The 24330-nt window shown below is 57.6% G+C and carries 26 protein-coding genes and 1 tRNA gene; 5 read left to right on the top strand and 22 right to left on the bottom strand.

Annotated elements, in window-relative coordinates; translation table 11 throughout:
* Positions 1-24: 24 nt before the first annotated feature.
* Together dsdA and dsdC are read left to right on the top strand one after the other, a co-directional pair.
* Positions 25-1374: a D-serine ammonia-lyase gene (gene dsdA, locus HK44_RS12375; protein ID WP_019693246.1), complete on the top strand. Its 1350-nt coding sequence runs from the start codon at positions 25-27 to the stop codon at positions 1372-1374.
* An 82-nt stretch (positions 1375-1456) separates the two neighbouring features.
* A complete protein-coding gene (gene dsdC / locus HK44_RS12370) occupies positions 1457-2404 on the top strand; it encodes a DNA-binding transcriptional regulator DsdC (protein WP_019693247.1) in 948 nt (315 codons plus the stop codon).
* A 192-nt stretch (positions 2405-2596) separates the two neighbouring features.
* Here the strand turns inward: dsdC and nadA are convergent, their stop codons facing one another.
* The 18 genes from nadA to HK44_RS12280 form a co-directional block, all read right to left on the bottom strand.
* Entirely contained in the window at positions 2597-3655 is a 1059-nt protein-coding gene (nadA, locus tag HK44_RS12365) for a quinolinate synthase NadA (RefSeq protein WP_019693248.1), read from the bottom strand.
* Between the two features lie 262 nt (positions 3656-3917).
* Positions 3918-3993: transfer RNA gene (locus HK44_RS12360), tRNA-Lys, on the bottom strand.
* Between the two features lie 63 nt (positions 3994-4056).
* Entirely contained in the window at positions 4057-4749 is a 693-nt protein-coding gene (gene queC / locus HK44_RS12355) for a 7-cyano-7-deazaguanine synthase QueC (RefSeq protein ID WP_019693249.1), read from the bottom strand.
* A 1-nt stretch (position 4750) separates the two neighbouring features.
* On the bottom strand, positions 4751-5398 hold the full coding sequence (gene queE / locus HK44_RS12350) for a 7-carboxy-7-deazaguanine synthase QueE (RefSeq protein ID WP_019693250.1): 648 nt from the start codon (positions 5396-5398) through the stop codon (positions 4751-4753).
* Between the two features lie 169 nt (positions 5399-5567).
* A complete protein-coding gene (gene ybgF / locus HK44_RS12345) occupies positions 5568-6401 on the bottom strand; it encodes a tol-pal system protein YbgF (RefSeq protein ID WP_019693251.1) in 834 nt (277 codons plus the stop codon).
* Between the two features lie 6 nt (positions 6402-6407).
* On the bottom strand, positions 6408-6905 hold the full coding sequence (gene pal, locus HK44_RS12340) for a peptidoglycan-associated lipoprotein Pal (RefSeq protein ID WP_019693252.1): 498 nt from the start codon (positions 6903-6905) through the stop codon (positions 6408-6410).
* Between the two features lie 52 nt (positions 6906-6957).
* On the bottom strand, positions 6958-8238 hold the full coding sequence (gene tolB, locus HK44_RS12335) for a Tol-Pal system beta propeller repeat protein TolB (RefSeq protein ID WP_187682496.1): 1281 nt from the start codon (positions 8236-8238) through the stop codon (positions 6958-6960).
* 17 nt (positions 8239-8255) lie between these two features.
* Entirely contained in the window at positions 8256-9335 is a 1080-nt protein-coding gene (gene tolA / locus HK44_RS12330; RefSeq protein WP_019693254.1) for a cell envelope integrity protein TolA, read from the bottom strand.
* Entirely contained in the window at positions 9335-9787 is a 453-nt protein-coding gene (tolR, locus tag HK44_RS12325) for a protein TolR (RefSeq protein ID WP_162174768.1), read from the bottom strand. Before tolR ends, tolA begins: the two co-directional genes overlap by 1 nt.
* Before the next feature lie 23 nt (positions 9788-9810).
* Positions 9811-10506, bottom strand: coding sequence for a protein TolQ (gene tolQ / locus HK44_RS12320; RefSeq protein ID WP_019693256.1), 696 nt, complete (start codon positions 10504-10506; stop codon positions 9811-9813).
* Complete coding sequence (gene ybgC / locus HK44_RS12315) at positions 10496-10963, bottom strand: tol-pal system-associated acyl-CoA thioesterase (RefSeq protein WP_019693257.1); 468 nt, start codon at positions 10961-10963, stop codon at positions 10496-10498. The genes tolQ and ybgC overlap by 11 nt, the downstream gene beginning before the upstream one ends.
* A gap of 138 nt (positions 10964-11101) precedes the next feature.
* Complete coding sequence (gene ruvB / locus HK44_RS12310) at positions 11102-12163, bottom strand: Holliday junction branch migration DNA helicase RuvB (RefSeq protein WP_019693258.1); 1062 nt, start codon at positions 12161-12163, stop codon at positions 11102-11104.
* Positions 12164-12772: a Holliday junction branch migration protein RuvA gene (gene ruvA, locus HK44_RS12305; protein ID WP_019693259.1), complete on the bottom strand. Its 609-nt coding sequence runs from the start codon at positions 12770-12772 to the stop codon at positions 12164-12166.
* 118 nt (positions 12773-12890) lie between these two features.
* The gene (ruvC, locus tag HK44_RS12300; RefSeq protein ID WP_019693260.1) at positions 12891-13415 is read right to left on the bottom strand and encodes a crossover junction endodeoxyribonuclease RuvC; all 525 of its coding nucleotides are present in this window, start codon (positions 13413-13415) and stop codon (positions 12891-12893) included.
* Positions 13416-13573: 158 nt separating this feature from the next.
* Positions 13574-14320, bottom strand: a complete 747-nt coding sequence (locus HK44_RS12295) for a YebC/PmpR family DNA-binding transcriptional regulator (protein WP_019693261.1) — start codon at positions 14318-14320, stop codon at positions 13574-13576.
* A 129-nt stretch (positions 14321-14449) separates the two neighbouring features.
* Positions 14450-16225 (bottom strand): aspartate--tRNA ligase, encoded by a 1776-nt coding sequence (gene aspS, locus HK44_RS12290; protein ID WP_019693262.1) that lies wholly within the window; start codon positions 16223-16225, stop codon positions 14450-14452.
* A gap of 108 nt (positions 16226-16333) precedes the next feature.
* Positions 16334-16555 (bottom strand): FmdB family zinc ribbon protein, encoded by a 222-nt coding sequence (locus HK44_RS12285; RefSeq protein ID WP_010457489.1) that lies wholly within the window; start codon positions 16553-16555, stop codon positions 16334-16336.
* A gap of 167 nt (positions 16556-16722) precedes the next feature.
* Positions 16723-16974: a ribbon-helix-helix domain-containing protein gene (locus tag HK44_RS12280; RefSeq protein ID WP_431357330.1), complete on the bottom strand. Its 252-nt coding sequence runs from the start codon at positions 16972-16974 to the stop codon at positions 16723-16725.
* 1011 nt (positions 16975-17985) lie between these two features.
* Between HK44_RS12280 and HK44_RS30150 the strand changes: the two genes are divergently transcribed.
* Positions 17986-18588, top strand: a complete 603-nt coding sequence (locus tag HK44_RS30150; protein ID WP_019693265.1) for a cold-shock protein — start codon at positions 17986-17988, stop codon at positions 18586-18588.
* Between the two features lie 96 nt (positions 18589-18684).
* Here the strand turns inward: HK44_RS30150 and HK44_RS12270 are convergent, their stop codons facing one another.
* Positions 18685-18891: a SlyX family protein gene (locus HK44_RS12270; protein ID WP_019693266.1), complete on the bottom strand. Its 207-nt coding sequence runs from the start codon at positions 18889-18891 to the stop codon at positions 18685-18687.
* 3 nt (positions 18892-18894) lie between these two features.
* Positions 18895-19320: an HIT family protein gene (locus HK44_RS12265; RefSeq protein ID WP_024264886.1), complete on the bottom strand. Its 426-nt coding sequence runs from the start codon at positions 19318-19320 to the stop codon at positions 18895-18897.
* A gap of 925 nt (positions 19321-20245) precedes the next feature.
* On the opposite strand from HK44_RS12265, the gene HK44_RS12260 reads away from it, so the two are divergent.
* Positions 20246-21577 (top strand): OprD family porin, encoded by a 1332-nt coding sequence (locus HK44_RS12260; RefSeq protein WP_019693268.1) that lies wholly within the window; start codon positions 20246-20248, stop codon positions 21575-21577.
* A gap of 228 nt (positions 21578-21805) precedes the next feature.
* Here the strand turns inward: HK44_RS12260 and HK44_RS12255 are convergent, their stop codons facing one another.
* Both HK44_RS12255 and HK44_RS12250 read right to left on the bottom strand, forming a co-directional pair.
* Positions 21806-22642, bottom strand: coding sequence for a mechanosensitive ion channel family protein (locus HK44_RS12255; protein WP_019693269.1), 837 nt, complete (start codon positions 22640-22642; stop codon positions 21806-21808).
* Positions 22643-22781: 139 nt separating this feature from the next.
* Positions 22782-23267 (bottom strand): YajQ family cyclic di-GMP-binding protein, encoded by a 486-nt coding sequence (locus HK44_RS12250; protein WP_019693270.1) that lies wholly within the window; start codon positions 23265-23267, stop codon positions 22782-22784.
* Between the two features lie 142 nt (positions 23268-23409).
* Here HK44_RS12250 and HK44_RS12245 point away from each other — a divergent pair, with 142 nt between their 5' ends.
* Positions 23410-24327, top strand: coding sequence for a putative 2-dehydropantoate 2-reductase (locus HK44_RS12245; protein WP_019693271.1), 918 nt, complete (start codon positions 23410-23412; stop codon positions 24325-24327).
* Positions 24328-24330: the final 3 nt, after the last annotated feature.

Below are 24330 nucleotides of genomic sequence, written 5' to 3'. Positions count from 1 at the left end.
TACTGAATGCAGGAGTCACCATTAATGATTGCAGGCAAAATGCTGGATGACTGGAAAACCAGCCACCCACTGATCCACGACCTGGTGGAGTTGCGTGAAACCACTTGGTTCACACCGGTGCGCGCACCGACCGCCGAGGCCTTGAAAGACCTCCCGTTGAATGCCAACGATGTGGCGGATGCCAGCGCCCGGTTGAATCGCTTCGCGGCGTACTTTCAATCTGCCTTCCCCGAAACACTGCCAACTCACGGCATCATCGAATCGGACATCCAGCCGCTGCCTTCGCTGCGCGGCGTTTTGGACGCAAGGTATAGCCAGGTACTGCCTGGGGCGCTGTGGATCAAGAAAGACAGCCATTTGCCCATCTCAGGATCGGTTAAGGCCCGAGGCGGCATCTATGAAGTGCTCAAGCATGCCGAAGGACTCGCCCTTGAGGCCGGACTGCTCACGCTGGATGGCAACTATGAGGTGCTCGACACACCGCAGGCTCGAGAGTTTTTCAGTCAATACCGAATTGCCGTGGGCTCCACGGGCAACCTGGGTTTATCCATCGGGCTTATGGGGGCCCGACTGGGCTTTCAGGTCACGGTGCACATGTCCGCCGATGCACGCCAATGGAAGAAGGACAAACTGCGCACCCATGGTGTGACCGTCATGGAATATGCCAGTGACTACAGCATTGCGGTAGCACAGGGGCGCCAGCAAGCGAAGGAAGATCCAGGCTGTCATTTCGTCGATGACGAAAACTCCACCGACCTGTTCCTTGGCTACGCGGTGGCGGCTGAACGCCTGAATCAGCAATTGAGCCTGGCGGGCCTGAGGGTCGATGCCGAGCATCCGCTGTTTGTCTACCTGCCCTGTGGTGTCGGTGGGGGCCCTGGCGGAGTGGCGTTTGGCTTGAAGTTGGTCTTCGGTGATGCGGTTCACTGTATATTTGCCGAACCTACTCATTCGCCCTGCATGTTTCTCGGTGTCTACACCGGGCTGCATGACGAGGTGTCGGTGCAGGATTTCGGTATCGATAACATCACCGCCGCCGATGGGCTTGCCGTGGGGCGGGCCTCGGGTTTTGTCGGCCGGACCATGCAACGTTTGATCGACGGTTATTACACAGTCAGCGATGACGAATTGCATGCCTTGCTCTGGCTGACCGCTGATAGCGAAGGTCTGAATCTGGAGCCGTCGGCCCTGGCTGGCGTCCCAGGTATCGCCCGGCTCCATGCCCATCGCGCCGAGTACTTGCAGCGCAGTGGCCTGAGCGTCGAGGCTTACAGCCGTGCCACCCATTTGATCTGGGCCACGGGTGGCAGCATGGTTCCCGAGCCTGAGATGCAAGCTTACCTGGCGCAAGGCGCGCAAGTGCTTCAAGACTGAAAGCGAGTGTCTGACCCGGACACATGATCGGTGTCCGGGTCACGAAAAGTGGCGACGATACATTGAAAGGAGAAGTGCCTACTTGTTCAACCTACCGCCTCGACTGGACGCAAAGCTCAACAGCAGCCAGTTCTCGAATCTGTTCACCTTTCAGGTCGCTGCGCGTCATCTCAGCTTCACCAAGGCCGCCGACGAGTTGTGCCTGACTGCCAGTGCCGTCAGCCATCGCATCGCCCGACTGGAAGCGGAGCTGTCGATTCAGCTGTTCAAACGGTTGACTCGCCGGGTGCAGTTGACGGAAGCCGGGGAACGCATCTTCGAAATTTTGCAGCGAACGCTGGGCGACCTGTCCGAGGTCCTCGCCCAGCCGGTCGACGCCGATCTGGCCGGGCCGCTGACCCTCTACGCCCATCCCTCTATCGCACACGCCTGGCTGGTGCCGCGCCTGGCGGAGTTCGGTGCACGATTCCCCGGGGTAACGCTGGACCTTCGCGTTGGCAATGACAGCATCGACTTTCGATCTCGAAAGATTGATCTGGCGTTGTATTACGGCAATGGAGAATTCCATGGCCTGATTTCACACCGGCTGATGCAAGAGCGGGTCGCGCCGGTCTGTAGCCCCGAATACGCTAATCGCTACCGGCTATTCGACTCGGTACAACATCTGGAGCATTGCACATTGCTGCATGATTCATTGGCCTGGGACCATGCGGCCTTTGATTCCGAATGGACGATGTGGATCAGATACCATGGCGCTGGTGTCCCCATGCCAAAACGGGGGGTGACCTTCGATCGTTCGGATTTGTGCGTGACAGCCGCCATCAATCACGCAGGACTGGCGATCGGGCGGGAGCAACTAATCAGCGGACCGATCCAGCAAGGCAAACTGGTCTTGCCATTTGGCGGCTTTGCGCGGCGTGGCGATTACGATTACTACATCGTGCACCCGGCACTTGAGCCGCTACCCCGACGCGTGTCCGCATTCATCGAATGGCTGCATGAGTGTGCGGCCCAGACTCCGGAAGCCTGAAACGCCTCGAACCATCACCCTGATCGTTCACGGGTTGCGTTGGCCACACCCGAATTGCTTTCTGCGCGCAGGGAAACCGGGTCAAGACGCCCTCCTCTCCTGGAGCTGGAGTCCACGGCTGACACAGCAAATCAGCGGGTTTAGGGACGCTCCGCACCCCAGCGGGAGCAAGCGCCCTTCCCCCAGAGAACCTTAGGCGTTGCCGGCCAGCTTCATCCGCGCCGCCGCGGTGAAGTCGAGCATGCGCTTGAGCGGGCGAATCGCCTGAGGGATCAGCGCCGGCTCGACAAATATCTCGCCTGAGCCCTCACGCAGGCACTGTAACGTGCGCTCAAGGGTGTTCATCGCCATCCACGGGCAATGCGCGCAACTGCGGCATGCCGCGCCGTTACCGGCCGTAGGCGCCTCAATGAAGACCTTGTCCGGGCACAGCTGCTGCATCTTGTAGAAAATGCCGCGGTCGGTCGCAACGATCAGCGTCTTGTTTGGCAGGCGTTGCGCAGCGGCGATCAACTGGCTGGTGGAACCCACCGCGTCGGCCAACTCGATCACCGCTGTCGGCGACTCCGGGTGCACCAGAATGGCGGCGTCCGGATACAGGGCTTTCATGTCTTCCAGCTGCTTGGCCTTGAACTCTTCGTGAACGATGCAGGCACCGTCCCAGAGCAGCATGTCGGCGCCGGTCTTGCGCTGGATGTAGGTACCCAGGTGCTTGTCCGGGCCCCAGATGATCGTTTCGCCGTTATCCATCAGGCTCTCGACAATCTCCAGCGCGCAGCTGGAGGTCACTACCCAGTCCGCCCGCGCCTTCACCGCTGCCGAGGTGTTGGCATACACCACCACCGTGCGTTCCGGGTGCTGATCGCAAAACGCCGAGAACTCGTCGACCGGGCAACCCAGGTCCAGCGAGCAGGTCGCTTCCAGGGTCGGCATCAGTACGCGTTTTTCCGGGTTGAGGATTTTTGCGGTCTCGCCCATGAACTTCACACCGGCAACCACGACGGTCTTGGCCGGGTGCGCATTGCCGAAGCGGGCCATTTCCAGGGAGTCGGAAACGCAGCCACCGGTTTCTTCGGCCAGGGCCTGAATGATCGGATCGCAATAGAAGTGGGCAACCAGCACCGCGTCCTGAGCCTTGAGCTCGGCGGCGATGGCAGCGCGGTAATAGGCTTGCTCTTCGGCGCTCAGCGGTTTGGGCTGTTTGGCGTCGAGGTGGGCTTGTACCAGAAGGCGTTCGGAAATTTGCGTCATGATCGCAAGACCTGCGGGCGCTTTCGCGCGAAAGTCGAGTATACACCCGGCTCCGGACCACAGAAGGTACCGCCGGGAGAGTGAGTATTCATCAGGCACGGACAGCGTTGAAGCTGCGCAAGGCTACAGAATATCCCCGAGATGCAAAAGACCATTCTGACCTGCGTCACGCGGTACTGCACCCGGATTGAGCCAGGCTCAAATCGCGGGCAAAAAAAACCCGGAAATCCACACTTACGTGGGCCTTCCAGATTTTTTAAAGTGGTGGGTCGTGTGGGATTCGAACCTACGACCAATTGGTTAAAAGCCAACTGCTCTACCAACTGAGCTAACGACCCGCTGTGTGGTGGCGCGTATAATACTGATTTTTAAGGACTATTCAACACCTAATTTGAAATAAATCAAAAATAAGCGGTTGGGTCACTGATTCCGGCCGCCAGGAAGCCTTCTGCACGCAGACGGCAGCTGTCGCATTTGCCGCATGCACGGCCGTTATCGTCCGCCTGATAGCAGGAAACCGTCAGTGCATAGTCGACGCCGAGCTTCACCCCTGCCTGGACAATTTGCGCCTTGCTGAGGTTTTGCAGCGGCGCCTGAATACGGAAGCCGTTCCCCTCTACCCCGGCCTTGGTCGCCAAATTGGCCATGCGCTCGAAGGCTTCGATGAACTCGGGACGGCAATCCGGGTAACCGGAATAGTCCACCGCATTCACGCCGATGAAAATGTCGCGCGCCCCGAGCACTTCCGCCCAGCCCAACGCCAGGGACAGGAACACCGTATTGCGGGCCGGCACGTAAGTGATCGGGATACCTTCGCTCGGCGCCTCAGGCACATCGATGGAGCTGTCGGTCAGTGCCGAGCCACCAATGCCGTTCAGGTTCAGGCCAATCACCTTATGCTCGACCACGCCCAGATCACGCGCTACGCGCTCGGCCGCGTGCAACTCGGCGCGGTGACGCTGGCCGTAGTCGAAACTCATGGTGTAGCAGCTGTAGCCGTCAGCACGAGCCATCGCCACGACCGTTGCCGAGTCCAGACCGCCGGACAGCAGAATGACTGCGCGTTTTTCTGCCTTGTTCAGTTGTTCAGTCATTTCAGCGCCCCGGCTCGTCGTTCCAAAGATATTTATGCAACTGCAATTGCAGGCGCACTGGCAGGTTGTCCGCAACAATCCAGTCAGCCAGGTCGCGTGCGCTCAAGTCATGGTGACTCGGCGAGAACAGGACTTCGCCGGCACGCTGGTCGAGACCGTACTGAATCAGTTTGGACACCGCCCAGTCGTAGTCTTCGCGAGAGCAGATCACGAACTTGACCTGATCGTTGGCCGTCAGCAGCGCGATGTTCTCGTAGAGGTTGCGATGCGCCTCTTTCGACCCCGGTGTTTTCAGGTCGAGCACTCGACTGACCCGAGGATCGACCGCTGAAATATCCAGGGCGCCACTGGTTTCCAGCGACACCTCGTAACCGGCGTCACACAGCTGCTTGAGCAAAGGGATGGCATTAGGTTGTGCCAGGGGCTCACCACCGGTGACACAGACGTAGCGCGGACGAAAGCCGGCCACTTGCTCGAGGATATCGTCGAGCGGGCGAACGGTGCCGCCAGTGAAGGCGTAGGCGCTGTCGCAGTATTGGCAACGCAATGGGCAACCGGTCAGGCGTACAAATACAGTGGGCAGCCCGGCAGTCCGCGTTTCACCCTGCAACGAGTAAAAAACTTCGGTAATTCTCAATGTGTCTTGCATAGTCGCCACGGGCGTAACAGCTAAACAGGCTGTCCGCCTCCGTCAGGCACTTAAAGGAACCCCGCCAACGCGCAGATCCCTAAAAGCGGTGTTTCATAAAAAAGGGGGGTGAATTCTAACGAAAAAACCCGCGGCAAGCGCGGGTTTCTTGTAAACGGGTCAAACAGCCTTACATGCGCTGTAGATCGCGTTGGGCCAGCTGAGCGGCGGAAGTACCCGGGTATTGGGAAACCACCTGCTGCAGAATGCCTTTGACCTTGTCGGTATGACCCAGGCGGCGCTCTACATCAGCGAGCTTGTACAGCGAGTCAGGCACTTTGGCGTGCTTGGGGTACAGCTGCGAAACCTTGGCAAAAGCCTGACCCGCACCTTGCAGGTCGCCCTTGGCCAGGTTCACTTCGCCCAACCAGTATTGGGCATTGCCCGCGTACTGACTGTTCGGGTATTTGCGCAGGAATGCCGCAAACGCCTGGCTGGCCTTGTCGAAATCCTTGGCTTTGATCAGGTCGAAGGCCGCATCGTAATAGAGCTTTTCCTTCGCCGGATCACCCGGTTCGCTGCTGGCCGCAGGGGCTTGAGTAGCAGCACTCGCACCTGCAGCTGCACCGGCGGCATTATTCATATCGCCACCGGCTGGAGAATTTTGAGGAGCCGCAGCGGGTGCACCGCCGGTTCCAATACGCCGATCAAGATCCTGATACCGCTCCAGGTTTTCCTGCTTCATGCGCGCTACATCATTTTGCAGAACTTCGATCGCACCTTGTTGACGTGCGATTTGTTCCTGCATTTGTTGCAGTTGGTTGAACAGCACGCCCTGTCCCGAGGCAGGGGCCGTAACCCCTCCCCCGGCATAGGCGCCGTTCGTACCGTAACCCGCAGGCGGATAACTGCTCCCGCTATTGTTATAACCGGAGTTGTCATCGACCACAGGAACCGCAGCCCACACCGCAAGCGGTGCAAGACTGAGAGCCAGAACAGTTACAGCACGACGGCACGTTCGCATGACGAATTACTTACGCAGTTCGACGCGACGGTTTTGAGCCCAGGACTGCTCGTCGTGACCAGTAGCAACTGGACGCTCTTTACCGTAGGAAACCAGTTCCGCCTGAGCTGGGGAAACACCTTGCAGTACCAGGTAGCGTTGAACGGCTTTCGCACGACGCTCGCCCAGTGCCATGTTGTACTCACGAGTACCACGTTCGTCGGTGTTGCCTTCCAGAACAACGCGAGCGCCGTTTGCTTTCAGGTCTTTGGCGTGAACGTCCAGAGCGCGCATGGCTTCTGGCTTCAGGTCCGAGCTGTCGTATTCGAAGTAGAAGGTGGTGATTGCGCGCAGAGCAGCTTCTTCGCTCAGGGAGCCGTCAACTGCACCGGTGTTAGCGCCGTAACCAGCGTTTGGATCTACAGCGCCTGCACCGGCGTTGTCGCCGCCTTTGGACGAGCAACCTACAGCTACAGCCATGGCCAGGGCCAGCGCAGCAAACTTACCAAACTTCAGCATTTCCATCGTGAAACTCCTAATGAACCCCAATGTGTTAAGTAAAACGTGTAGCGCCGCGTCAGTTCAGGTAAGGGGACCAGGAAGGTTCTCTGACTTCGCCTTGAGCGGTAGGAAGCGGGAGCCTTACGCGTCCATTGATGGACACGAGCATCAAGACTCCCCGGCCCTGCTGGGCGGTGGCGTAGATTACCATGGTGCCGTTGGGCGCAACAGTGGCTGACTCATCTAGGTTGGTGTCTGTCAGGATCTTTACACTACCGCGCTGCAAATCCTGAGCCGCCACCCGGAAATTGGTGAAGCCATCCTGACGGTGAATCATGACAAGCGTCTTCTCGTCAGCCGACAGTTTCGGGTTGGCGTTGTAGTTACCGATAAAGGTCACACGCTCCGCACCACCACCATTGATGTTGGTCTTGTAGATCTGCGGCTTGCCGCCACGGTCGGAGGTGAAGTAGATGGTCGAACCATCCTTGCCCCAGAACGGTTCGGTGTTGATGCCAGGGCCAGCCGTCACACGAGTGACCTGACGCGAACCCAGGTTCATCACGTAGATGTCCGGGTTACCGTCCTTGGACAGCACGAACGCCAGGCGCGAACCATCCGGCGACCAGGCTGGCGCGCCGTTGAGGCCTTCGAAGTTGGTGATCTGCTCGCGGCGACCGGTGTCGATGTTCTGCATGAAAATGCGCGGACGCTTCTGCTCGAACGACACATAGGCGATGCGCTTGCCATCGGGGGCAAAACGCGGCGACAGGATCGGCTCACGCGATTGCAGCAGGGTCACGGCACGAGCACCGTCGTAGTCCGAACGCTGCAGGGTGTAGCGGGTGTTGTTCACCGAAAAGCGTTCGGCCGTTACATACAGCAGGCGTGTGGAGAACGCGCCCTTGATGCCAGTCAGTTTTTCGAACGACTGGTCGGAGATGTAGTGCGCCATGTCGCGCAGTTGATCGACGCCACCCGACACGCTACCGGTCAGCACTTGCTGCTCGGTCGCGACGTTGAACAGCGCGTATTGCACCTGCAGGCGACCACCCGCCGGAACAATGCTGCCAACCATAATGTACTGGGCGCCCAAGGCCTTCCAGTCACGGTAGATGACTTCGCTGGCCGAAGTCGGCTGGCTGATCATGTTCTGCTTTGGAATCGGCGAGTAGTAACCCGAGTTGCGCAGGTCGTTGCCGATGATTTCCGCCATGTCGTCCGGCAGGACGCTACCGCCCTGCCAGCCAAATGGAACGACCGCAATCGGTGTTGCCCGGTCACTGCCGCTGGTGACCAGAATGTTCTTTTCATCTGCTGCCGCTATCCCTGCCATGCAGCAAATAACGACAAGCATTCCTCGAAGAAGGTTTCTCACAAGGCTAGATCCTCAGGTGTGAATGTCATCTTGAATGAACGATAGGGAGCGAAATCGCTCGGCTTCATTCCCTGCATTTCTGTCAAACGTCCAATATTCTTGACCGCCGCCACAGCCGAAGCGTCAAACGGACCATCGCCACTGGACTTGGCCACGCTGACCGAAGTCACCGTACCATCGGGCAACATGCCGATTTGCAGCACGACCGTCATGCCTTTGCGTGCCGAAGGAGGACGAGCCCAACCTTCCGCTGCCCGAGCACGAATCAGATCATCGAAACTGCCCGCGGTTTCATCGCCCTGCTCATCGGCCAAGGCTTGCTGACGCTGCGGCGTATCGGAAAGCAAATCAGCCAGGGCCTGAGCCTTTTTCTCTTCGGCAGATTTACGCGCCGCTTCCTGCGATTTTTTCTTCGCAGCATCGGCAGCAGCTTTCTTCTTCGCATCCTCGGCGACTTTCTTCTTCGCCTCGTTTGCTTCAGCTACCTTCTTGGCGTCTTCCGCGGCTTTCTTCTTCGCGTCTTCGACTATCTTTTTCTTCGCTTCTTCAGCGGCCTCTTTCTTGGCCTCTTCTTCAGCGGCTTTCTTGGCTTCTTCTTCAGCTTTCTTCTTGGCTATATCAGCCAATTGTTTCTGTTCGGCCTTTTTGGCTTCGGCGGTCTTCTTCGCTTCATCGGCTTTCTTGGCTTCATCAGCCTTTTTCGCCTCTTCCGCTTTCTTCGACTCGTCGGCCTTCTTGGCTTCCTCGGCTTTTTGAGCCGCCGCTTCTTTCTTTTGTTCCGCAGCCTTCACCGCTTCCTGCTCGACCTTCTTCTGTTCCATCTGTTCGACTTCGGTCTGGCGCGCAGCGGATTTCTGCGCTTCACCCGCAATCTTCTGATTGGTCTGGGTAGTCGCCCGACTTTTCGATTTCAGTTGGTACAGGGTCGCCTGGACGATCGGCTTGGCCGGCGGCAGCTCCGGGGTCATGGCAAAACTGACGAACAGCATGCCAAATACCAGCACGTGCAGGCCGATCGCCCAGACACTAGGCCAGAAGTAGCTTTCCGAGGCTGTCGGCTCTCGCTGTTGCTGCATCAGGGCGCCTCGGTAATCAAGCCAACATTACCGACCCCGGCTTTCTGCAACCCACCCATGGCCCCCATGACGGAGCCGTAATCGACGCTCTTGTCACCGCGAATGAAGACCTGGGTGTGCTTGCCGTTTTCATTACCGGCGCTGATGATTTTGGTCACGGCGCTGGTCATCTGCGGCAGGGTCATGGCCCTGTCCTGCTGTTTATCGGTGTCGACTTCGCTGCCAAGGTTCCAGTAATAGGTCTTGTCAGCCTTGATCGAAATGGTCAGGACCTGGGTGTTGTTGTCTTGCGGCAAGGCTTCGCTGGAAACCTTGGGCAGATCAACTTTCACGCCCTGATTGAGCATCGGTGCGGTCACCATGAAGATGACCAACAGTACCAGCATCACGTCGATGTAAGGCACCACGTTCATCTCGGCAACCGGCTTGCGCTTTTTGCGAGCTCGAGCGATTAAAGCCATTGGGAATTACCTGCTTATTCTTCGCTGGTGTGCACTTTGCGGTGCAGGATCGCCTGGAACTCGTCGGCGAAGGTGTAGTAACGGCTAAGCAAGGTTTCGCTGCGGGCAGAGAAACGGTTGTAAGCGATAACGGCCGGGATCGCCGCGAACAGGCCGATTGCCGTTGCAACCAGTGCCTCGGCAATACCTGGAGCCACGGTGGCCAGGGTCGCTTGCTGGGCAGTGGCCAGGCCGCGGAAGGAGTTCATGATGCCCCAGACTGTACCGAACAGACCGATGTACGGGCTGACGGAACCGACGGTCGCAAGGAACGGCAGGCTCTGCTCGAGCTTTTCTTCTTCGCGGGAAATGGCCACGCGCATGGCACGTGCCACACCTTCCATGACCGCTTCCGGATCAACGCCTGGCTGCTGACGCAGACGGGAGAATTCCTTGAAGCCTGCACGGAAGATCTGCTCTACGCCGGAATCCGGGTCAGGGTTGCTGCCGGCCTGACGGTAGAGTTTGGACAGGTCGATGCCGGACCAGAAGCGCTCTTCAAAGCTCTCCAGGGCACGTCGACCGGCACGCAGCAAGTTGCTGCGCTGAAAGATCATGATCCACGAGGTCACCGATGCGGCTACCAGGATCAGCATTACCAACTGCACCACAACGCTGGCATTGCTGACCAGGCTCCACATGGAGGAATGGTCGACGACGTTAGCTTCCACGCTTTATCTCCTGCTCTGAGTGTGTACCCGCGCCGCTCACGTCGGCAAAGGCCGCACGTAGAGCTTCGGGAATGGCCCGGGGTTTCAAACTATGGGTGCGCACACAGGCCACCAAAAACTGCCCTTCGCAGAGCAGTGCATTATCCGCGGCTCGCCTGACCTGCTGTTTAAAGCGCAGGCTGACGCGGTTCAATTCGATTACTTCTGCACTTACCAGAAGCTCGTCGTCCAGTCGCGCCGGCGCGTGATAGCGCGCTTCGCTGGAATGCACGACGAACAACAGGTCCTCACCAGCAAGCTGCGATTGGGCAAAGCCCAGCTCCCGTAGCCGCTCGGTTCGAGCCCGCTCCATAAACTTAAGGTAATTAACGTAATACACGATGCCGCCGGCATCGGTGTCCTCGTAATAAACGCGACAACGATGTGCGAACGACTCAAGCCCGTTTTGCGCGCGCATACTCTAGTGCTTACTCCTCAGGTTGCCAATCCGGCCAGGCAACTGTTTTTCATTCTCGAACGACTTTCGTGCGAAAGATCGGCAATCGCAGTCCCGTAGGACCACACAAAGCTGAAATAAATCGGCACGCAGAGGTCGTCATTCGTCTACTGCATCAAGAAACTCGTCTGGCACGGGCATTTCGCCCAACCGTGACGGGATATTCAAACCGAAATGCAAGTACGCATGCCGGGTCACGACCCGTCCACGCGGGGTCCGCATGATATAGCCCTGCTGAATCAGGTAGGGCTCCAGCACGTCCTCGATGGTGTGCCGCTCTTCGCTGATCGCCGCCGCGAGACTGTCCACCCCGACCGGGCCGCCATCGAACTTCTCGATCATGGTCAACAGCAATCGCCGGTCCTGGTGATCGAAACCACGCTCATCGACATCCAGCAGGTTCAGCGCCAGATCGGCAATCGGTTTAGTGATGTGCCCCTTTGCCCGCACTTCGGCAAAATCGCGCACCCGGCGCAACAAACGGTTGGCAATACGCGGCGTACCACGGGCCCGACGAGCGATTTCAAAGGCGCCCTCCGGGTCCAGCGGCAAGCCGAGGATGTTCGCCGAGCGACTGACGATGGTCGCCAGATCCGCCGTGTTATAGAACTCCAGGCGCTGAACGATACCGAAACGGTCACGCAACGGATTGGTCAGCATCCCGGCGCGCGTGGTGGCGCCGACCAGGGTGAACGGTGGCAGGTCGAGCTTGATCGAACGCGCCGCCGGCCCTTCACCGATCATGATGTCGAGCTGGAAATCTTCCATGGCCGGGTACAGCACTTCTTCGACAATCGGCGACAGCCGATGGATCTCGTCGATAAACAGCACATCATGCGGTTCGAGGTTGGTCAGCAGCGCCGCCAGATCCCCCGGACGCTCGAGGACCGGCCCCGAGGTGCTTTTGATCGACACGCCCATTTCCTGGGCAATGATGTTGGCCAGGGTGGTTTTACCCAGCCCCGGCGGGCCGAAGATCAGCGTGTGATCGAGGGACTCGTTGCGCCCGCGAGCAGCCTGGATGAACAACTCCATCTGCTCGCGAACAGTCGGCTGGCCGATGTATTCGGCCAGGCTGACGGGACGAATCGCGCGGTCCTGGACTTCTTCGCGGTCACGGGGACCACCCGTGGCGGCGATCAGACGATCAGCTTCAATCACTTAAATCATTCCCTTCAGGGCGCGACGAATCAGGTCTTCACTGCTCAACCCTTTCTCCTTGATGGCAGAAATCGCCTTGCTGGCCTCCTGCGGCTTGTAGCCCAGGGAAATCAGCGCACTCACTGCGTCATTTTCAGCGGTGACCACCGGCATTGGCGCATCCGGCTGATTAGGCACCAGGGCGAACATACTTGGCACGGTTTCCCAGGCCTTGAAACGATCCTTGAGTTCCACCAGCAAACGCTCGGCCGTTTTTTTGCCGACGCCTGGCACCTTGGTCAGCGCCGACGTGTCCTGCGCTTGCACGCAACGCACCAGCTCATCGACTTCAAGACTCGACATCAACGCCAGCGCCAGTTTGGGGCCTACGCCATTGAGGCGGATCAGCTCACGGAAAAAATCGCGCTCACGCTTGCCAATGAAACCGTAGAGCAACTGGGCGTCTTCACGCACAACCAAATGGGTGTGCAAGGTGATCGGCTCTCCGACCGACGGCAGTCGATACAGCGTGGTCATCGGCACTTCCAGCTCATAGCCCAGACCATTTACATCCAGAATCAGGTGCGGCGGCTGCTTTTCAGCCAAGGTGCCGCGCAAACGTCCAATCACGTTTCAAATCCTTAAGCGTTGGCCAGATCAGGCTGACGAGTACCAAAGTGAGCGTGGCGGCCGGCAAAACAGGCGCAAAACGCTCAACGGATAAAATGAGTGGGCTGATGCTATCAGATCAGAGGCGAAGGCGACCGCCACGACTACGAGCCGTCCCCAGACCATGGGGCAACAGACTGGAACGGGTGTGAGCATGGCAAATGGCGATTGCCAGGGCGTCCGAGGCATCGATTTGCGGTTTGCTGGTCAGTTTCAGCATGTGCATGACCATCATCTGCACCTGCTCTTTATTTGCCGCGCCCGTCCCGGTCACCGCCTGCTTGACCTGCGTTGCGGTGTATTCGGCGATTTCCAGGTTTTCTTCGGCGCCGGCAACGATGGCCGCGCCGCGCGCCTGGCCCAGCTTCAGGGCCGAGTCGGCGTTACGGGCCATGAAGACCTTTTCGATCCCCATGGTGACCGGGCCGTAGGTCTGGATGACTTCACGCACACCGCGGTAAACAATTTGCAGCCGCTCATGCAACTCGCCGCTGCCGGTACGAATACAGCCCGAGGCCACGTACACGCAGCCACGACCGGTATCGCGTACCACGCCGTAACCGGTAATCCGCGAACCGGGGTCGATACCAAGAATTAAAGTCATAACGCCTGCGGGTTAAGTAAAAGCACGGTAGTAAAAACAGCGAATAATAAATGTGGGAGTGAGCAGGCTCGCGAAAGCGGTTTCATATTCAGCAACGATGCTGCCTGAAAATCCGGTTTCGCGAGCAGGCTCGCTCCCACATTGGATCTTAGTCGCCCTTAACCGAGCTGTTGGGCAACCGACTCTGGAATATCCGCATTGGAGTAAACGTTCTGCACGTCATCCAGGTCTTCGAGCATGTCGATCAGCTTGAGGATTTTCTCGGCGCCTTCCAGGTCCAGTTCGGCACTGGTGGTCGGCAGCATGACGATTTCCGCGTCATGCCCTTTGAAGCCGGCCGCTTCCAGGGCATTACGAACCGAGTAGAAGCCAGCAAACGAAGTGAACACGTCAATCGAGCCGTCTTCGTGGGTGACGACGTCATCGGCGTCGGCTTCCATGGCGGCTTCCATCAACGCGTCTTCGTCGACGCCCGGCGCGAAGGAAATCTGCCCCTTGCGCTCGAACAGGTAGGCCACCGAACCGTCGGTTCCCAGGTTGCCGCCACATTTGCTGAACGCGTGACGGACAGCCGCTGCGGTGCGGTTGCGGTTGTCGGTCATGCATTCGACCATCACCGCTACGCCGCCCGGACCATAGCCTTCATAGCTCAGTTCGACCATGTCGTCGGTGTCGGCAGCGCCAGCACCACGGGCAACCGCGCGATCGATGATGTCGCGGCTCATGTTCGCGCCAAGGGCTTTGTCCAGCGCCAGACGCAAACGCGGGTTGGAGCCCGGATCACCGCCACCCTGACGGGCCGCGACAGTCAGTTCACGAATCCACTTGGTGAAAATCTTGCCCTTCTTGGCATCCTGACGTTCTTTGCGGTGCTTGATGTTCGCCCACTTGGAATGACCCGCCATAACTCGCTCCGAATTCTCTTTAAAACAATTCTCTATAAAACAATGCCCGCACGCCCATGAAGGCGAGCGGGCAACACAATCTGGATCTGACGCCCTGGCGCATCGAGCGATGTGCCAGGGTGCTCAGCTTTACTCAGCCTTGGGCTGTTCGCGCAGACGAATGTGCAGCTCGCGCAGCGCCTTGGCATCGACCAGACCAGGTGCCTGAGTCATGACGCAGGCAGCGCTCTGGGTTTTCGGGAAGGCAATCACTTCACGGATCGACTGGGCGCCGGTCATCAGCATCACCAGACGGTCGAGACCGAAAGCCAGGCCACCGTGCGGCGGCGCGCCGTATTTCAGGGCGTCGAGCAGGAAGCCGAATTTCTCTTCCTGTTCCGCTTCGCTGATACCCAGCAGACGGAAGACCGATTGCTGCATTTCCTTGCGGTGGATACGGATCGAACCGCCACCCAGCTCGGTACCGTTCAGCACCATGTCGTAGGCACGGGACAGAGCAGTCGCCGGGTTGGCTTCGAGCTCTTCTGGCGTGCACTTCGGCGCGGTGAACGGGTGGTGCAAGGCGGTGAAGCTGCCGTCGTCGTTCTCTTCGAACATCGGGAAGTCGACCACCCACATCGGCGCCCACTCGCAGGTCAGCAGGTTCAGGTCGTTACCGACCTTGATCCGCAGTGCGCCCAGCGCTTCGCTGACGATCTTGGCCTTGTCGGCACCGAAGAACACGATGTCGCCATCAACCGCGCCAACGCGATCGAGGATCACATTGAGGTTGGCTTCAGGGATGTTCTTGACGATTGGCGACTGCAGGCCTTCAACGCCTTTGGCGCGCTCGTTGACCTTGATGTACGCCAGGCCCTTGGCACCATAGATGCCGACGAACTTGGTGTAGTCGTCGATCTTGCTGCGCGGCATGCTCGCCCCGCCTGGAACGCGCAGAGCGGCGATACGGCTTTTCGGGTCGTTGGCCGGGCCACTGAAGACCTTGAAGTCGACTTCCTTGAGCTGGTCGGCAACGTCAACCAGTTCCAGCGGGTTACGCAGGTCCGGCTTGTCGGAACCGTAACGACGCATGGCCTCGTCCCAGGTCATGTGCGGGAATTCACCGAATTCCAGACCCAGCACTTCCTTGAACAAGTTGCGGATCATCCCTTCGGTCAGGCCCATGATCTCGGCTTCGTTGAGGAAGCTGGTCTCGATGTCGATCTGGGTGAATTCCGGCTGACGGTCGGCACGCAGGTCTTCGTCGCGGAAGCACTTGGCGATCTGGTAGTAACGATCGAAGCCGGCAACCATCAGCAGTTGCTTGAACAGCTGCGGCGATTGCGGCAAGGCGAAGAAGCTACCTGCGTGAGTACGGCTCGGCACCAGATAGTCACGCGCGCCTTCCGGGGTTGCACGGGTCAGGATCGGCGTCTCGACGTCAAGGAAGCCGTTCTCGTCCAGGTAGCGACGAATGCTGGTGGTCATGCGCGAACGCAGACGCAGCTTTTCGAGCATTTCCGGACGGCGCAAGTCGATGAAGCGATAACGCAGGCGGGTTTCTTCGCCAACGTCGGAGAATTCGTTGAGCGGGAACGGCGGGGTTTCCGCTTCGTTCAATACTTCCAGCTCGTAGCCCAGCACTTCGATCATGCCCGAAGCCATGTTGGCATTACCGGCACCGGCTGGACGCAGGCGCACCTTACCGGTGATCTTGACCACGTATTCGCTGCGCACGCGGTCGGCGGCGGCGAAGGTGTCGGCGCGATCCGGATCGAACACCACCTGGGCCAGGCCTTCACGATCACGGATATCGAGGAAGATCACCCCGCCGTGGTCACGACGACGGTGGACCCATCCGCAAAGGGTAACTTCCTGACCTTCCAGGCTTTCGTTCAGTTGGCCGCAATAATGGCTGCGCATCATGGTAGTGGTTTCACTTCTCGTAATTCGAAATTCGTTTGGAGGCCTTGCCGCACCACCGCACTTCAATAAGGTGCCTGATGATGCAAGAGCTCACGCGTGTCGTTCAACTTAGTCAGCTTTGTCGCCGCCGGCCAGATTCTTCTTCGAACCGGTTTTGAAATCGGTCTCGTACCAGCCGGTGCCGCTGAGGCGGAAACCTGGCATGGACAGCATTTTTTTCAATTCGGGTGCCTGGCAGGCAGGGCAGTCGACCAACGGTGCTGCGCTGATCTTCTGAATGGCTTCCAACTGATGACCACAGGAAGCACATTGATAGTCGTACATCGGCATGGGGTTGTCTCGGCAATCAGATTATTACCGCGCAAACGTCGGGTTTCGCGGCAAAGGGCGGGATTATATCCATTAAATCGAGCCTGTGCAGCCGTAACACTGCACAGGCGCATGCTCATCCGGGTGACGCCTGAGCACACGAGCCGTCCCCATCACGGACCTGCACGTTATTCAACGTTACAGGCGTCCTCATTCAAACTGTGTACAACGCACACCACCCGGACCAGCCCGCTGAAATTTTTCACCCCGCCATGACGCAGGTGCACCTCTCTATCAACGTAGGAAAGCAAAGCGCTCACCGAGCAACAATTAATTTTCGCCATCCTGGCCAAAATATCCCAATAGACCTGTTCAAGGCGCAAACAGGTGGCAAATCCATTCAAACGCACCGATCGGGACAATGGGCGCGCCAACCCCATATCAAACTCCCGAACAAAAGGATCTCTCTTCCCCTCCAGCCTTACATCTTGAAACCGAGCGACTTCGATTGTCCCTTGCCCTATTCCTTGACTCATACCGTTGACACTCCTTTGTCATACTTGCTTTCAACGAGAGCAACCCTCTGTTTCCTTATAGAAACGCAGGCGGATAGTTATATCCAGATGACTTTATGACCATCAACGTAGGACAAGCCAACACGTCTAGGGAGACCGTTAACACGGTCCTACATCTGCCTGTTAAGCAGAGTTTCAGCGCAGGAAAAGTCAAAACCACAGAGCGAAAAACACCGTAAAAGGCTCGGACATCGCCCCGCCAGGAAAGCCTGCAAGCCCAAGGATGGGCTTGAATGCCCCTACAGCTTGTCGCGCCGACCTGCGCAGTGGCTGCCGAACCTGCGAGCGCCAGAACAGACAGATGCATAGAACAACACTGACGCACAGAAACCCAGTACGCTCCGGGGGCTGGATAACCGAGGCACGACTGTGTTCGGCAACTAAGCTCACGACCAGGACCCACTCGTCATCGTGCGCCTCAACCATAAAAAACAGTACGAAACATAGGCACCGTCATCCTCCAGCGCAAGTTATGGGGCTTCAGATAAAGCACATACGTATCGGGCAGCAGACATGACAGCCCGGCAGCTTTGGATTTGCGGACCATTTCGTTGATGCCGACATCGAGCGAATTCAAGGTGCTTTGCTTGCCCGCAGCAGGCAAAAAACCGATCGAGCTCTCTAGAACAAGCCTTCAGGCAACACCTGCGGACAGTACCGCGCAAACCGCCTCCCTCCCCCGCCACCGCACCCTCTGCACTTGATTTGAGAAGGCCTGGGCTTTGCTGTTAAATAGAGGCGTGTCGCTGCCTCTATTTTCCTGGGTGCAGCGCATAGGCTGATACCGGGTACGTGTCCAGCGCCTCCCATTGTTCAGAAGCGAACCGTGCTCAATCAGCTCTTCCTTGTGATCCGTCTTAACGTGAGTTAATCAAAATGTTGAAAATCGTCCACCTGCTAACGGGCGCAGCGGCTCTGCTGCTGTCCTTCATCCCTAGCTTGCGAACCGAAGCCTTACCTTACCTGCAACAACCAGACGCGCTGTACCTGGCGTTCTTCGGCATGCTCAACCTGACCCTCGCGCCGGTTATTCCCTACTGGAACAAAGGTCCACGTCATCAACTGCAAAATCTGGTCAGTGCCTTGCTGGTGCTTGCCGTTGTCCTGCAAACCCTGATCCTCCTCGCACCGATGCCGGTCATTGGTGGTCAGCCCGCAGTTCTGCTTAGCCTCATCGTCGCCCTGATCGCCGTACTTCTGCACCTGGCCATCAGCTTCTATAAATCCTCTCCTGCTGCCGCTACACAAAATTACGACATGACCAATCGTGATACCGGTACCGTCAAATGGTTCAACACCTCCAAAGGCTTCGGTTTCATTTCTCGCGATTCCGGAGATGATATTTTTGTGCACTTTCGTGCAATCCGCGGTGAAGGTCACCGCGTCCTGGTCGAAGGCCAGCGCGTGGAGTTCTCTGTGATGAACCGTGATAAAGGTCTGCAAGCTGAAGACGTGATCGCCGCATTGCCGCGTCGCTGATGCAAGTACTGCTGCGCCCACACTAAAAAACCGCGATGCAGCCTGACTGCATCGCGGTTTTTTTATCGCCTGCCGATGTGTCGCCCCGGCCAGCACTCAGTAATGCGGTGGCGGAGCCTCTTCTTCGAAAGACTCGAACTGCCCGGCTGCCTCTTCCTGGCGCTTGAGCAACGCTTCCATTTGCAATTGCAAGCGCTCGACCACTCGCTGCTGTGTCACCAGCACATCATTCATTGCTTCAATAGTGTCATCCTGAAACGCCAGACGACTTTCAAGTTCGGTAATGCGCTCTTCCAGGCTCATGATTCAGCCCTCCAGAAACGTGAAGTCATCGGTCAAGACCAAACGCAGCCGTTCGCGAATTACTGCCACTTCTTCGGCACTGTAAGGCTTGGCCGGGTGTTTGCCCCAAACCGGGGCTGGCCAGGCGGCATCATTGCGCTTACGCACAATGACATGCATGTGTAGCTGACTGACAACATTACCCAGGGTCGCGACATTCAACTTGTCGGCGTCGAACGAATCCTTGAGAGTTTCGGCCAATTCAGTTGTTTCCCGCCACAACTGCTGCTGATCGGCGACATCCAGCTGAAACAATTCGCTGATGTCCTCACGACGCGGCACCAGGATGAACCAGGGGTAATTCGAATCATTGGACAGCAACAACCGACTTAAAGGGAAATCCCCAATCGGCAGGGTGTCTTGTTCAAGTCGTGGATCTAAGGCGAACACCGCGCGCACTCCCGCACTTTGCATGAGATTCAGTTTAGCGCCCGGCCCGAAGGCTAACCGCCCGTATATAACAGCAGCATACCCGCGAACGCCGTACGGATCACTGCGAAAAAGCAGGGCACACAGTCCTCGAGCCAGACGATCTGATACAAACGCTAAACGCACGAGCGCGCCCATACTGAACATTTTCATTCTCGACGCACCACCTCGGCACCAGCTCCCGGCACTTCGCCAAAAAATCAACGACCTATCAGCGGATGTAGACCTGCATTCGAGGTCTCCGCTGTACGAATTTCGTACAGATTTGAAAAATCTTTGCACCAAATCTGCACGGTGCGTCTACGCTAAAACCGTCGAGCATCCGCCGTCTACTCACCCGCGAGGGTGGACCAGTAACATTTGTGTGCTAATACCCATGCCCTTTGATGGTGCAACACTAGAAGAACCACGGCGTCAAGCTCAAACAGTTCGGCCTTGAAAGCCCAGGTTTTATGGGGTTTTAGTCATTAAGACTGGGGGTTTTGAAAAAAACGGCAACAAAAAGCCGATTTGTGCACGCTTGTTGCATTCATACACACATCGTCTATAAGGCATCCGCTGGAAGTCGGAACCTTAAGGCTCATAACAATAGCGGCATGGCTGCCCAGGGAGCTTCAAGTGCAGGACAGGGATCTCTTTTTCTGATACTGAAGCCTTGGAAAACAACGCTGAAGTTGTCAGTCCGAAGGCAAAAAAATTATGGAATTACGACCTCTACAGCGCATTTTGCGACAGGGCCGTAAAGAAGCTGAAAGGTTAGATACGTAAGTATCGCCAACATTGTCGGCGTGATATAAGTTTGCGCCGACACAAAAAGAAAGAGCCGCCCGGATAATAAATCAGGTGGACGGCAGTACTCTTCTAAAAACCAAAGGAGCAAATCACGATGCGCGTGATGAAGTGGAGCATGATCGCCCTGGCTGTTACTGCAGCTACCGGCGCCCAAGTCGCTATGGCCGACCCGTTTGTAACCGACCAGGCTGACGCAAAAGGTTTCGTTGAAGGCGCCTCGGCTGGCGTGGTACTGAAGAACTACTACTTCAACCGCGACCGGAAAAACGGTGCTAACGACCAGATCGACTGGACCCAGGGTGTACTGGGTAAATTCAGTTCCGGCTACACTCAAGGCACTGTTGGCGTGGCCGTTGAAGGCTTCGGCGATGCTGGCTTCAAACTTGACGGTACCGACTCCCAGGCCGGTTCGGGCAACCTGAGCCGCGACTCCAACGGTGACAACAACAACAGCTTCGGTAAAGCGGGTGCGGCAGTCAAAGTTCGCATCTCCAAAACCGAGCTGAAATTCGGCGACCAGACGCCTACCACTGCTCCAGTATTCGCCGTTGGCGGCAGCCGTCTGTTCCAACAGACCGCTCGCGGTTTCCAACTGCAGAGCAGCGAGATCAAAGACCTCGACCTCGAAGCCGGTCACTTCTACGCTGGCAGCAGCCAGGACAAGACCTCGATGCAGGGCAACCTGTGGACTCAATACGCAAACACGATGGTTGAGACCGCCGATTACCTGGGTGGTAAATACGGCATCAACGACAACCTGACTGCGTCCCTCTACGCTGCCAAGTTCCAGGACACCTGGACCCAGTACTACACCAACGTGAACTACACCCTGCCGTTGGCGACTGACCAGTCCCTGAACTTCGACTTCAACCTGTATCAGACAAACGATACCGGTGCGGCGAAAGCTGGCAAAATCGACAACACCACTTTCTCGCTGGCAGCGGCCTACTCCTTCCTGAAGGCACACACCTTCACTCTGGCGTACCAACAGGTCCACGGTGATACACCATTCGACTACATCGGTGTAGGCGATAACAACCGTGGTGGCGACTCGATCTTCCTGGCCAACTCGATTCAGTACTCTGACTTCAACGGTCCAGAAGAAAAATCCATCCAGGCGCGTTATGACCTGAAAATGGCCGAATACGGTGTACCTGGCCTGAGCTTCATGGTTCGTTATGCCCACGGTCAAGACATCGACGGCACCAAGATGGCTGCTGACAGCCCTTACCGTGCCTACGGTTACGGCGCAGACGGTCGTCACAACGAAACCAACCTGGAAGCCAAGTACGTTGTCCAGGCTGGTCCTCTGAAAGACCTGTCCTTCCGTGCTCGCCAAGCGTGGCACAGAGGCAATGCTGACCAGGCTGAAGGCAACATCAACGAGTTCCGCCTGATCACCGAGTACCCGCTGAACATCCTGTAATCGCTACGACTACAGTTGTTCGCTTGATATGAAAAAGGCCCATCATTGATGGGCCTTTTTTTATGCCTGCTTGATGACATAGTTATTAGCCAGCTAATAATAAGCCAGCACTCTATTCCGCTTTCAGAACAACAAAACAGCAGACTGTAAAAACACTCAAGGGGCTTATCGCCCCTTGAGTTCGTGACCGATACTTGACCAAAAGGCCGAGTAATAATCCGCTACTTGTTACGCCGTTTCCTGAACCATACGAATCACTCGTTGCGGGTACGGAATATCAATCCCTGCCGCCTTCAAACGATCGCGGGCGTGTTCATTGAACTTGAACAACACATCCCAGTAGTCCGCCGTTTTCACCCAGACGCGCAGGGAAACCGTAATCGAGCTGTCGCCCAGGGTCGAGACCACTGCGACCGGCGCAGGATCAGCCAACACCCGCTCATCCTTGGCCAACTCCAGCAGCACCTCACGCGCCTTCTGCAAATCAGCGTCGTAGTTCACAGCGATGTCAAACACCACCTTGCGGGTCAGTTGACGGTTGTGGTTGGTGATGATGCCGTTCGACAGATTACCGTTAGGCACGATGACGGTTTTGTTGTCACCGGTGCGCAGCAAGGTATGGAAGATCTGAATACTGTCGACCGTGCCGGTAATGCCCTGGGCTTCGATCACGTCACCGATACGGAACGGACGGAACAACAGAATCAGCACCCCGCCAGCGAAGTTCGCCAGGCTGCCTTGCAACGCCAGACCGATCGCCAGGCCAGCAGCACCGATGGCCGCCACGAACGAGGTGGTTTCAACACCGATCATCGAAGCGACGCTGACCATCAGCAGCACTTTGAGGATGATGTTCGCCAGGCTGCTCATAAACCCCTGCAACGCCAGATCGGCGTTGCGCAGGGCCAGCAGTTTGCCAACTTTGTGGGTCAGCTTGTTGATCAGCCACCAGCCAATGGCCAGGGTAATGGCCGCCAGCAGCACACGGCTGCCGTATTCCATGATCATCGGGATCCAGGCCTGGGAAGCCTTGACCAGGTTGTCCACTTCAGCATTTATGTCCATTTATCTCTCCTGATTCCCGGCTACCCGGCACGTAAAAACTGCACGGCAGAAAGACCGAACCAATGGTGATGGCTCAATCGTTTCTGCCGTTACATGGGCCTCGGACGTCAATAACGCCCGCAGGTTCCCTGAAGACTGATCAGTCGCGGAAGTTATTGAACTGCAGCGGCATGCCAAATTCCTTGGCGCGCAGTGCCGCAATGGCTTCCTGCAAGTCGTCACGCTTCTTGCCGGTGATCCGTACCTGCTCGCCCTGGATGGCGGCCTGGACCTTGAGTTTGGCGTCCTTGACGTGAGCAACGATCTTCTTCGCCAGCTCCTTGTCGATGCCTTCCTTGAGCACGGCGTCCTGCTTCATCAGCTTGCCGGAAGCATAGGCGTCTTTTACCTCAAGGCACTGCACATCGATCTTGCGCTTGACCAGGGCCAGCTTGAGGATCTCGATCATCGCTTCAAGCTGGAAGTCGGCCTCGGCGGTCAGGTTGACAGTCAGGTCCTTTTCCTTGAACTCGAAGCTGCCCTTGCCTTTCAAATCATAACGACGGTCGAGTTCCTTGACGGCGTTCTCGACCGCGTTGGTGAGTTCGTGTTTGTCCAGTTCGGATACCACGTCGAACGACGGCATGTAATCTCTCCAATAAAAAGGGCACGCTCGATAGAGATAGAGCACGCCTGGCTTGCGGTTAAAATCCGCGCTGATTATAACGGGTCTTTACCTTCCTACGCTGCGAGCCTCACATGCGCCTGCCAATCCGAGCAAAAAACTGATGTCCACCACCTGGCACGTCCTGGGCGCTGGCAGTCTGGGCACCCTGTGGGCCACGCGCCTGGCACGGGCCGGCCTGCCGGTGAAACTGATTCTGCGCGACACGGCACGCTTGCAGGCCTATCAGGCCGCCGGTGGGCTGACCCTGATCGAACAGGGCGAAGCGCGGCAGTATGCGATTCCCGGCGAGACTGTCGACAGCGCGGGTCCGATAGACCGCTTGCTGGTGGCCTGCAAGGCCTACGACGCCGAAAGCGCAGTGGCGCAACTGGCACCGCGCCTTGCCCCCAACGCCGAGCTGATCCTGTTGCAGAACGGCCTCGGCAGTCAGGACGCCGTCGCCGCACGCGTACCGCAGGCGCGCTGCATTTTTGCCTCAAGCACTGAAGGCGCGTTTCGCGATGACGACTGGCGCGTGGTGTTTGCCGGCCATGGGTTCACCTGGCTCGGCGATGCCAGCCACCCTACCCCGCCGATCTGGCTGGATGACCTGAGCGCCGCCGGCATCCCGCACGAATGGAGCACAGACATCCTGACCCGTTTGTGGCGCAAACTGGCGCTCAATTGTGCAATCAACCCCCTGACCGTGCTGCATGACTGCCGCAACGGCGGCTTGCAACACCACCATTGCGAGGTCGCCACCCTCTGTGCCGAGTTGAGCGAATTGTTGGAGCACTGCGGTCAGCCTGCCGCAGCACACAACCTGCAACAGGAAGTCGAGCGGGTGATTCAAGCGACTGCGGCCAACTACTCGTCGATGTACCAGGACGTCGCCAACCAACGCCGAACCGAGATCAGCTACTTGCTCGGGCACGCCTGCGCCGTTGCGTCGAGGCACCAACTGGTGCTGCCGCACCTCAACCAATTGCAGCAGCGACTGATCACGCACCTGCACACGCACGGATTGCCCAGCGACTGAGCA

This window comes from Pseudomonas fluorescens HK44, assembly GCF_000217955.3.
Lineage (GTDB): Bacteria > Pseudomonadota > Gammaproteobacteria > Pseudomonadales > Pseudomonadaceae > Aquipseudomonas > Aquipseudomonas fluorescens_AQ.
The sequence above is the reverse complement of the archived record's forward strand: the minus strand, read 5'-3'. Positions and strand labels throughout refer to the sequence as shown.

Excerpts from the sequence above, each read along its gene's own strand:
- dsdA (WP_019693246.1), top strand. The coding sequence starts at position 25 with ATGATTGCAGGCAAAATGCTGGATGACTGGAAAACCAGCCACCCACTG.
- nadA (WP_019693248.1), bottom strand. The coding sequence starts at position 3,655 with ATGACGCAAATTTCCGAACGCCTTCTGGTACAAGCCCACCTCGACGCC.
- queC (WP_019693249.1), bottom strand. The coding sequence starts at position 4,749 with ATGACTGAACAACTGAACAAGGCAGAAAAACGCGCAGTCATTCTGCTG.
- queE (WP_019693250.1), bottom strand. The coding sequence starts at position 5,398 with ATGCAAGACACATTGAGAATTACCGAAGTTTTTTACTCGTTGCAGGGT.
- ybgF (WP_019693251.1), bottom strand. The coding sequence starts at position 6,401 with ATGCGAACGTGCCGTCGTGCTGTAACTGTTCTGGCTCTCAGTCTTGCA.
- pal (WP_019693252.1), bottom strand. The coding sequence starts at position 6,905 with ATGGAAATGCTGAAGTTTGGTAAGTTTGCTGCGCTGGCCCTGGCCATG.
- tolB (WP_187682496.1), bottom strand. The coding sequence starts at position 8,238 with ATGCTTGTCGTTATTTGCTGCATGGCAGGGATAGCGGCAGCAGATGAA.
- tolA (WP_019693254.1), bottom strand. The coding sequence starts at position 9,335 with ATGCAGCAACAGCGAGAGCCGACAGCCTCGGAAAGCTACTTCTGGCCT.
- ybgC (WP_019693257.1), bottom strand. The coding sequence starts at position 10,963 with ATGCGCGCGCAAAACGGGCTTGAGTCGTTCGCACATCGTTGTCGCGTT.
- ruvC (WP_019693260.1), bottom strand. The coding sequence starts at position 13,415 with ATGACTTTAATTCTTGGTATCGACCCCGGTTCGCGGATTACCGGTTAC.
- HK44_RS12295 (WP_019693261.1), bottom strand. The coding sequence starts at position 14,320 with ATGGCGGGTCATTCCAAGTGGGCGAACATCAAGCACCGCAAAGAACGT.
- aspS (WP_019693262.1), bottom strand. The coding sequence starts at position 16,225 with ATGATGCGCAGCCATTATTGCGGCCAACTGAACGAAAGCCTGGAAGGT.
- HK44_RS12285 (WP_010457489.1), bottom strand. The coding sequence starts at position 16,555 with ATGCCGATGTACGACTATCAATGTGCTTCCTGTGGTCATCAGTTGGAA.
- HK44_RS12280 (WP_431357330.1), bottom strand. The coding sequence starts at position 16,974 with ATGGGGTTGGCGCGCCCATTGTCCCGATCGGTGCGTTTGAATGGATTT.
- HK44_RS30150 (WP_019693265.1), top strand. The coding sequence starts at position 17,986 with ATGTTGAAAATCGTCCACCTGCTAACGGGCGCAGCGGCTCTGCTGCTG.
- HK44_RS12270 (WP_019693266.1), bottom strand. The coding sequence starts at position 18,891 with ATGAGCCTGGAAGAGCGCATTACCGAACTTGAAAGTCGTCTGGCGTTT.
- HK44_RS12260 (WP_019693268.1), top strand. The coding sequence starts at position 20,246 with ATGCGCGTGATGAAGTGGAGCATGATCGCCCTGGCTGTTACTGCAGCT.
- HK44_RS12255 (WP_019693269.1), bottom strand. The coding sequence starts at position 22,642 with ATGGACATAAATGCTGAAGTGGACAACCTGGTCAAGGCTTCCCAGGCC.
- HK44_RS12250 (WP_019693270.1), bottom strand. The coding sequence starts at position 23,267 with ATGCCGTCGTTCGACGTGGTATCCGAACTGGACAAACACGAACTCACC.
- HK44_RS12245 (WP_019693271.1), top strand. The coding sequence starts at position 23,410 with ATGTCCACCACCTGGCACGTCCTGGGCGCTGGCAGTCTGGGCACCCTG.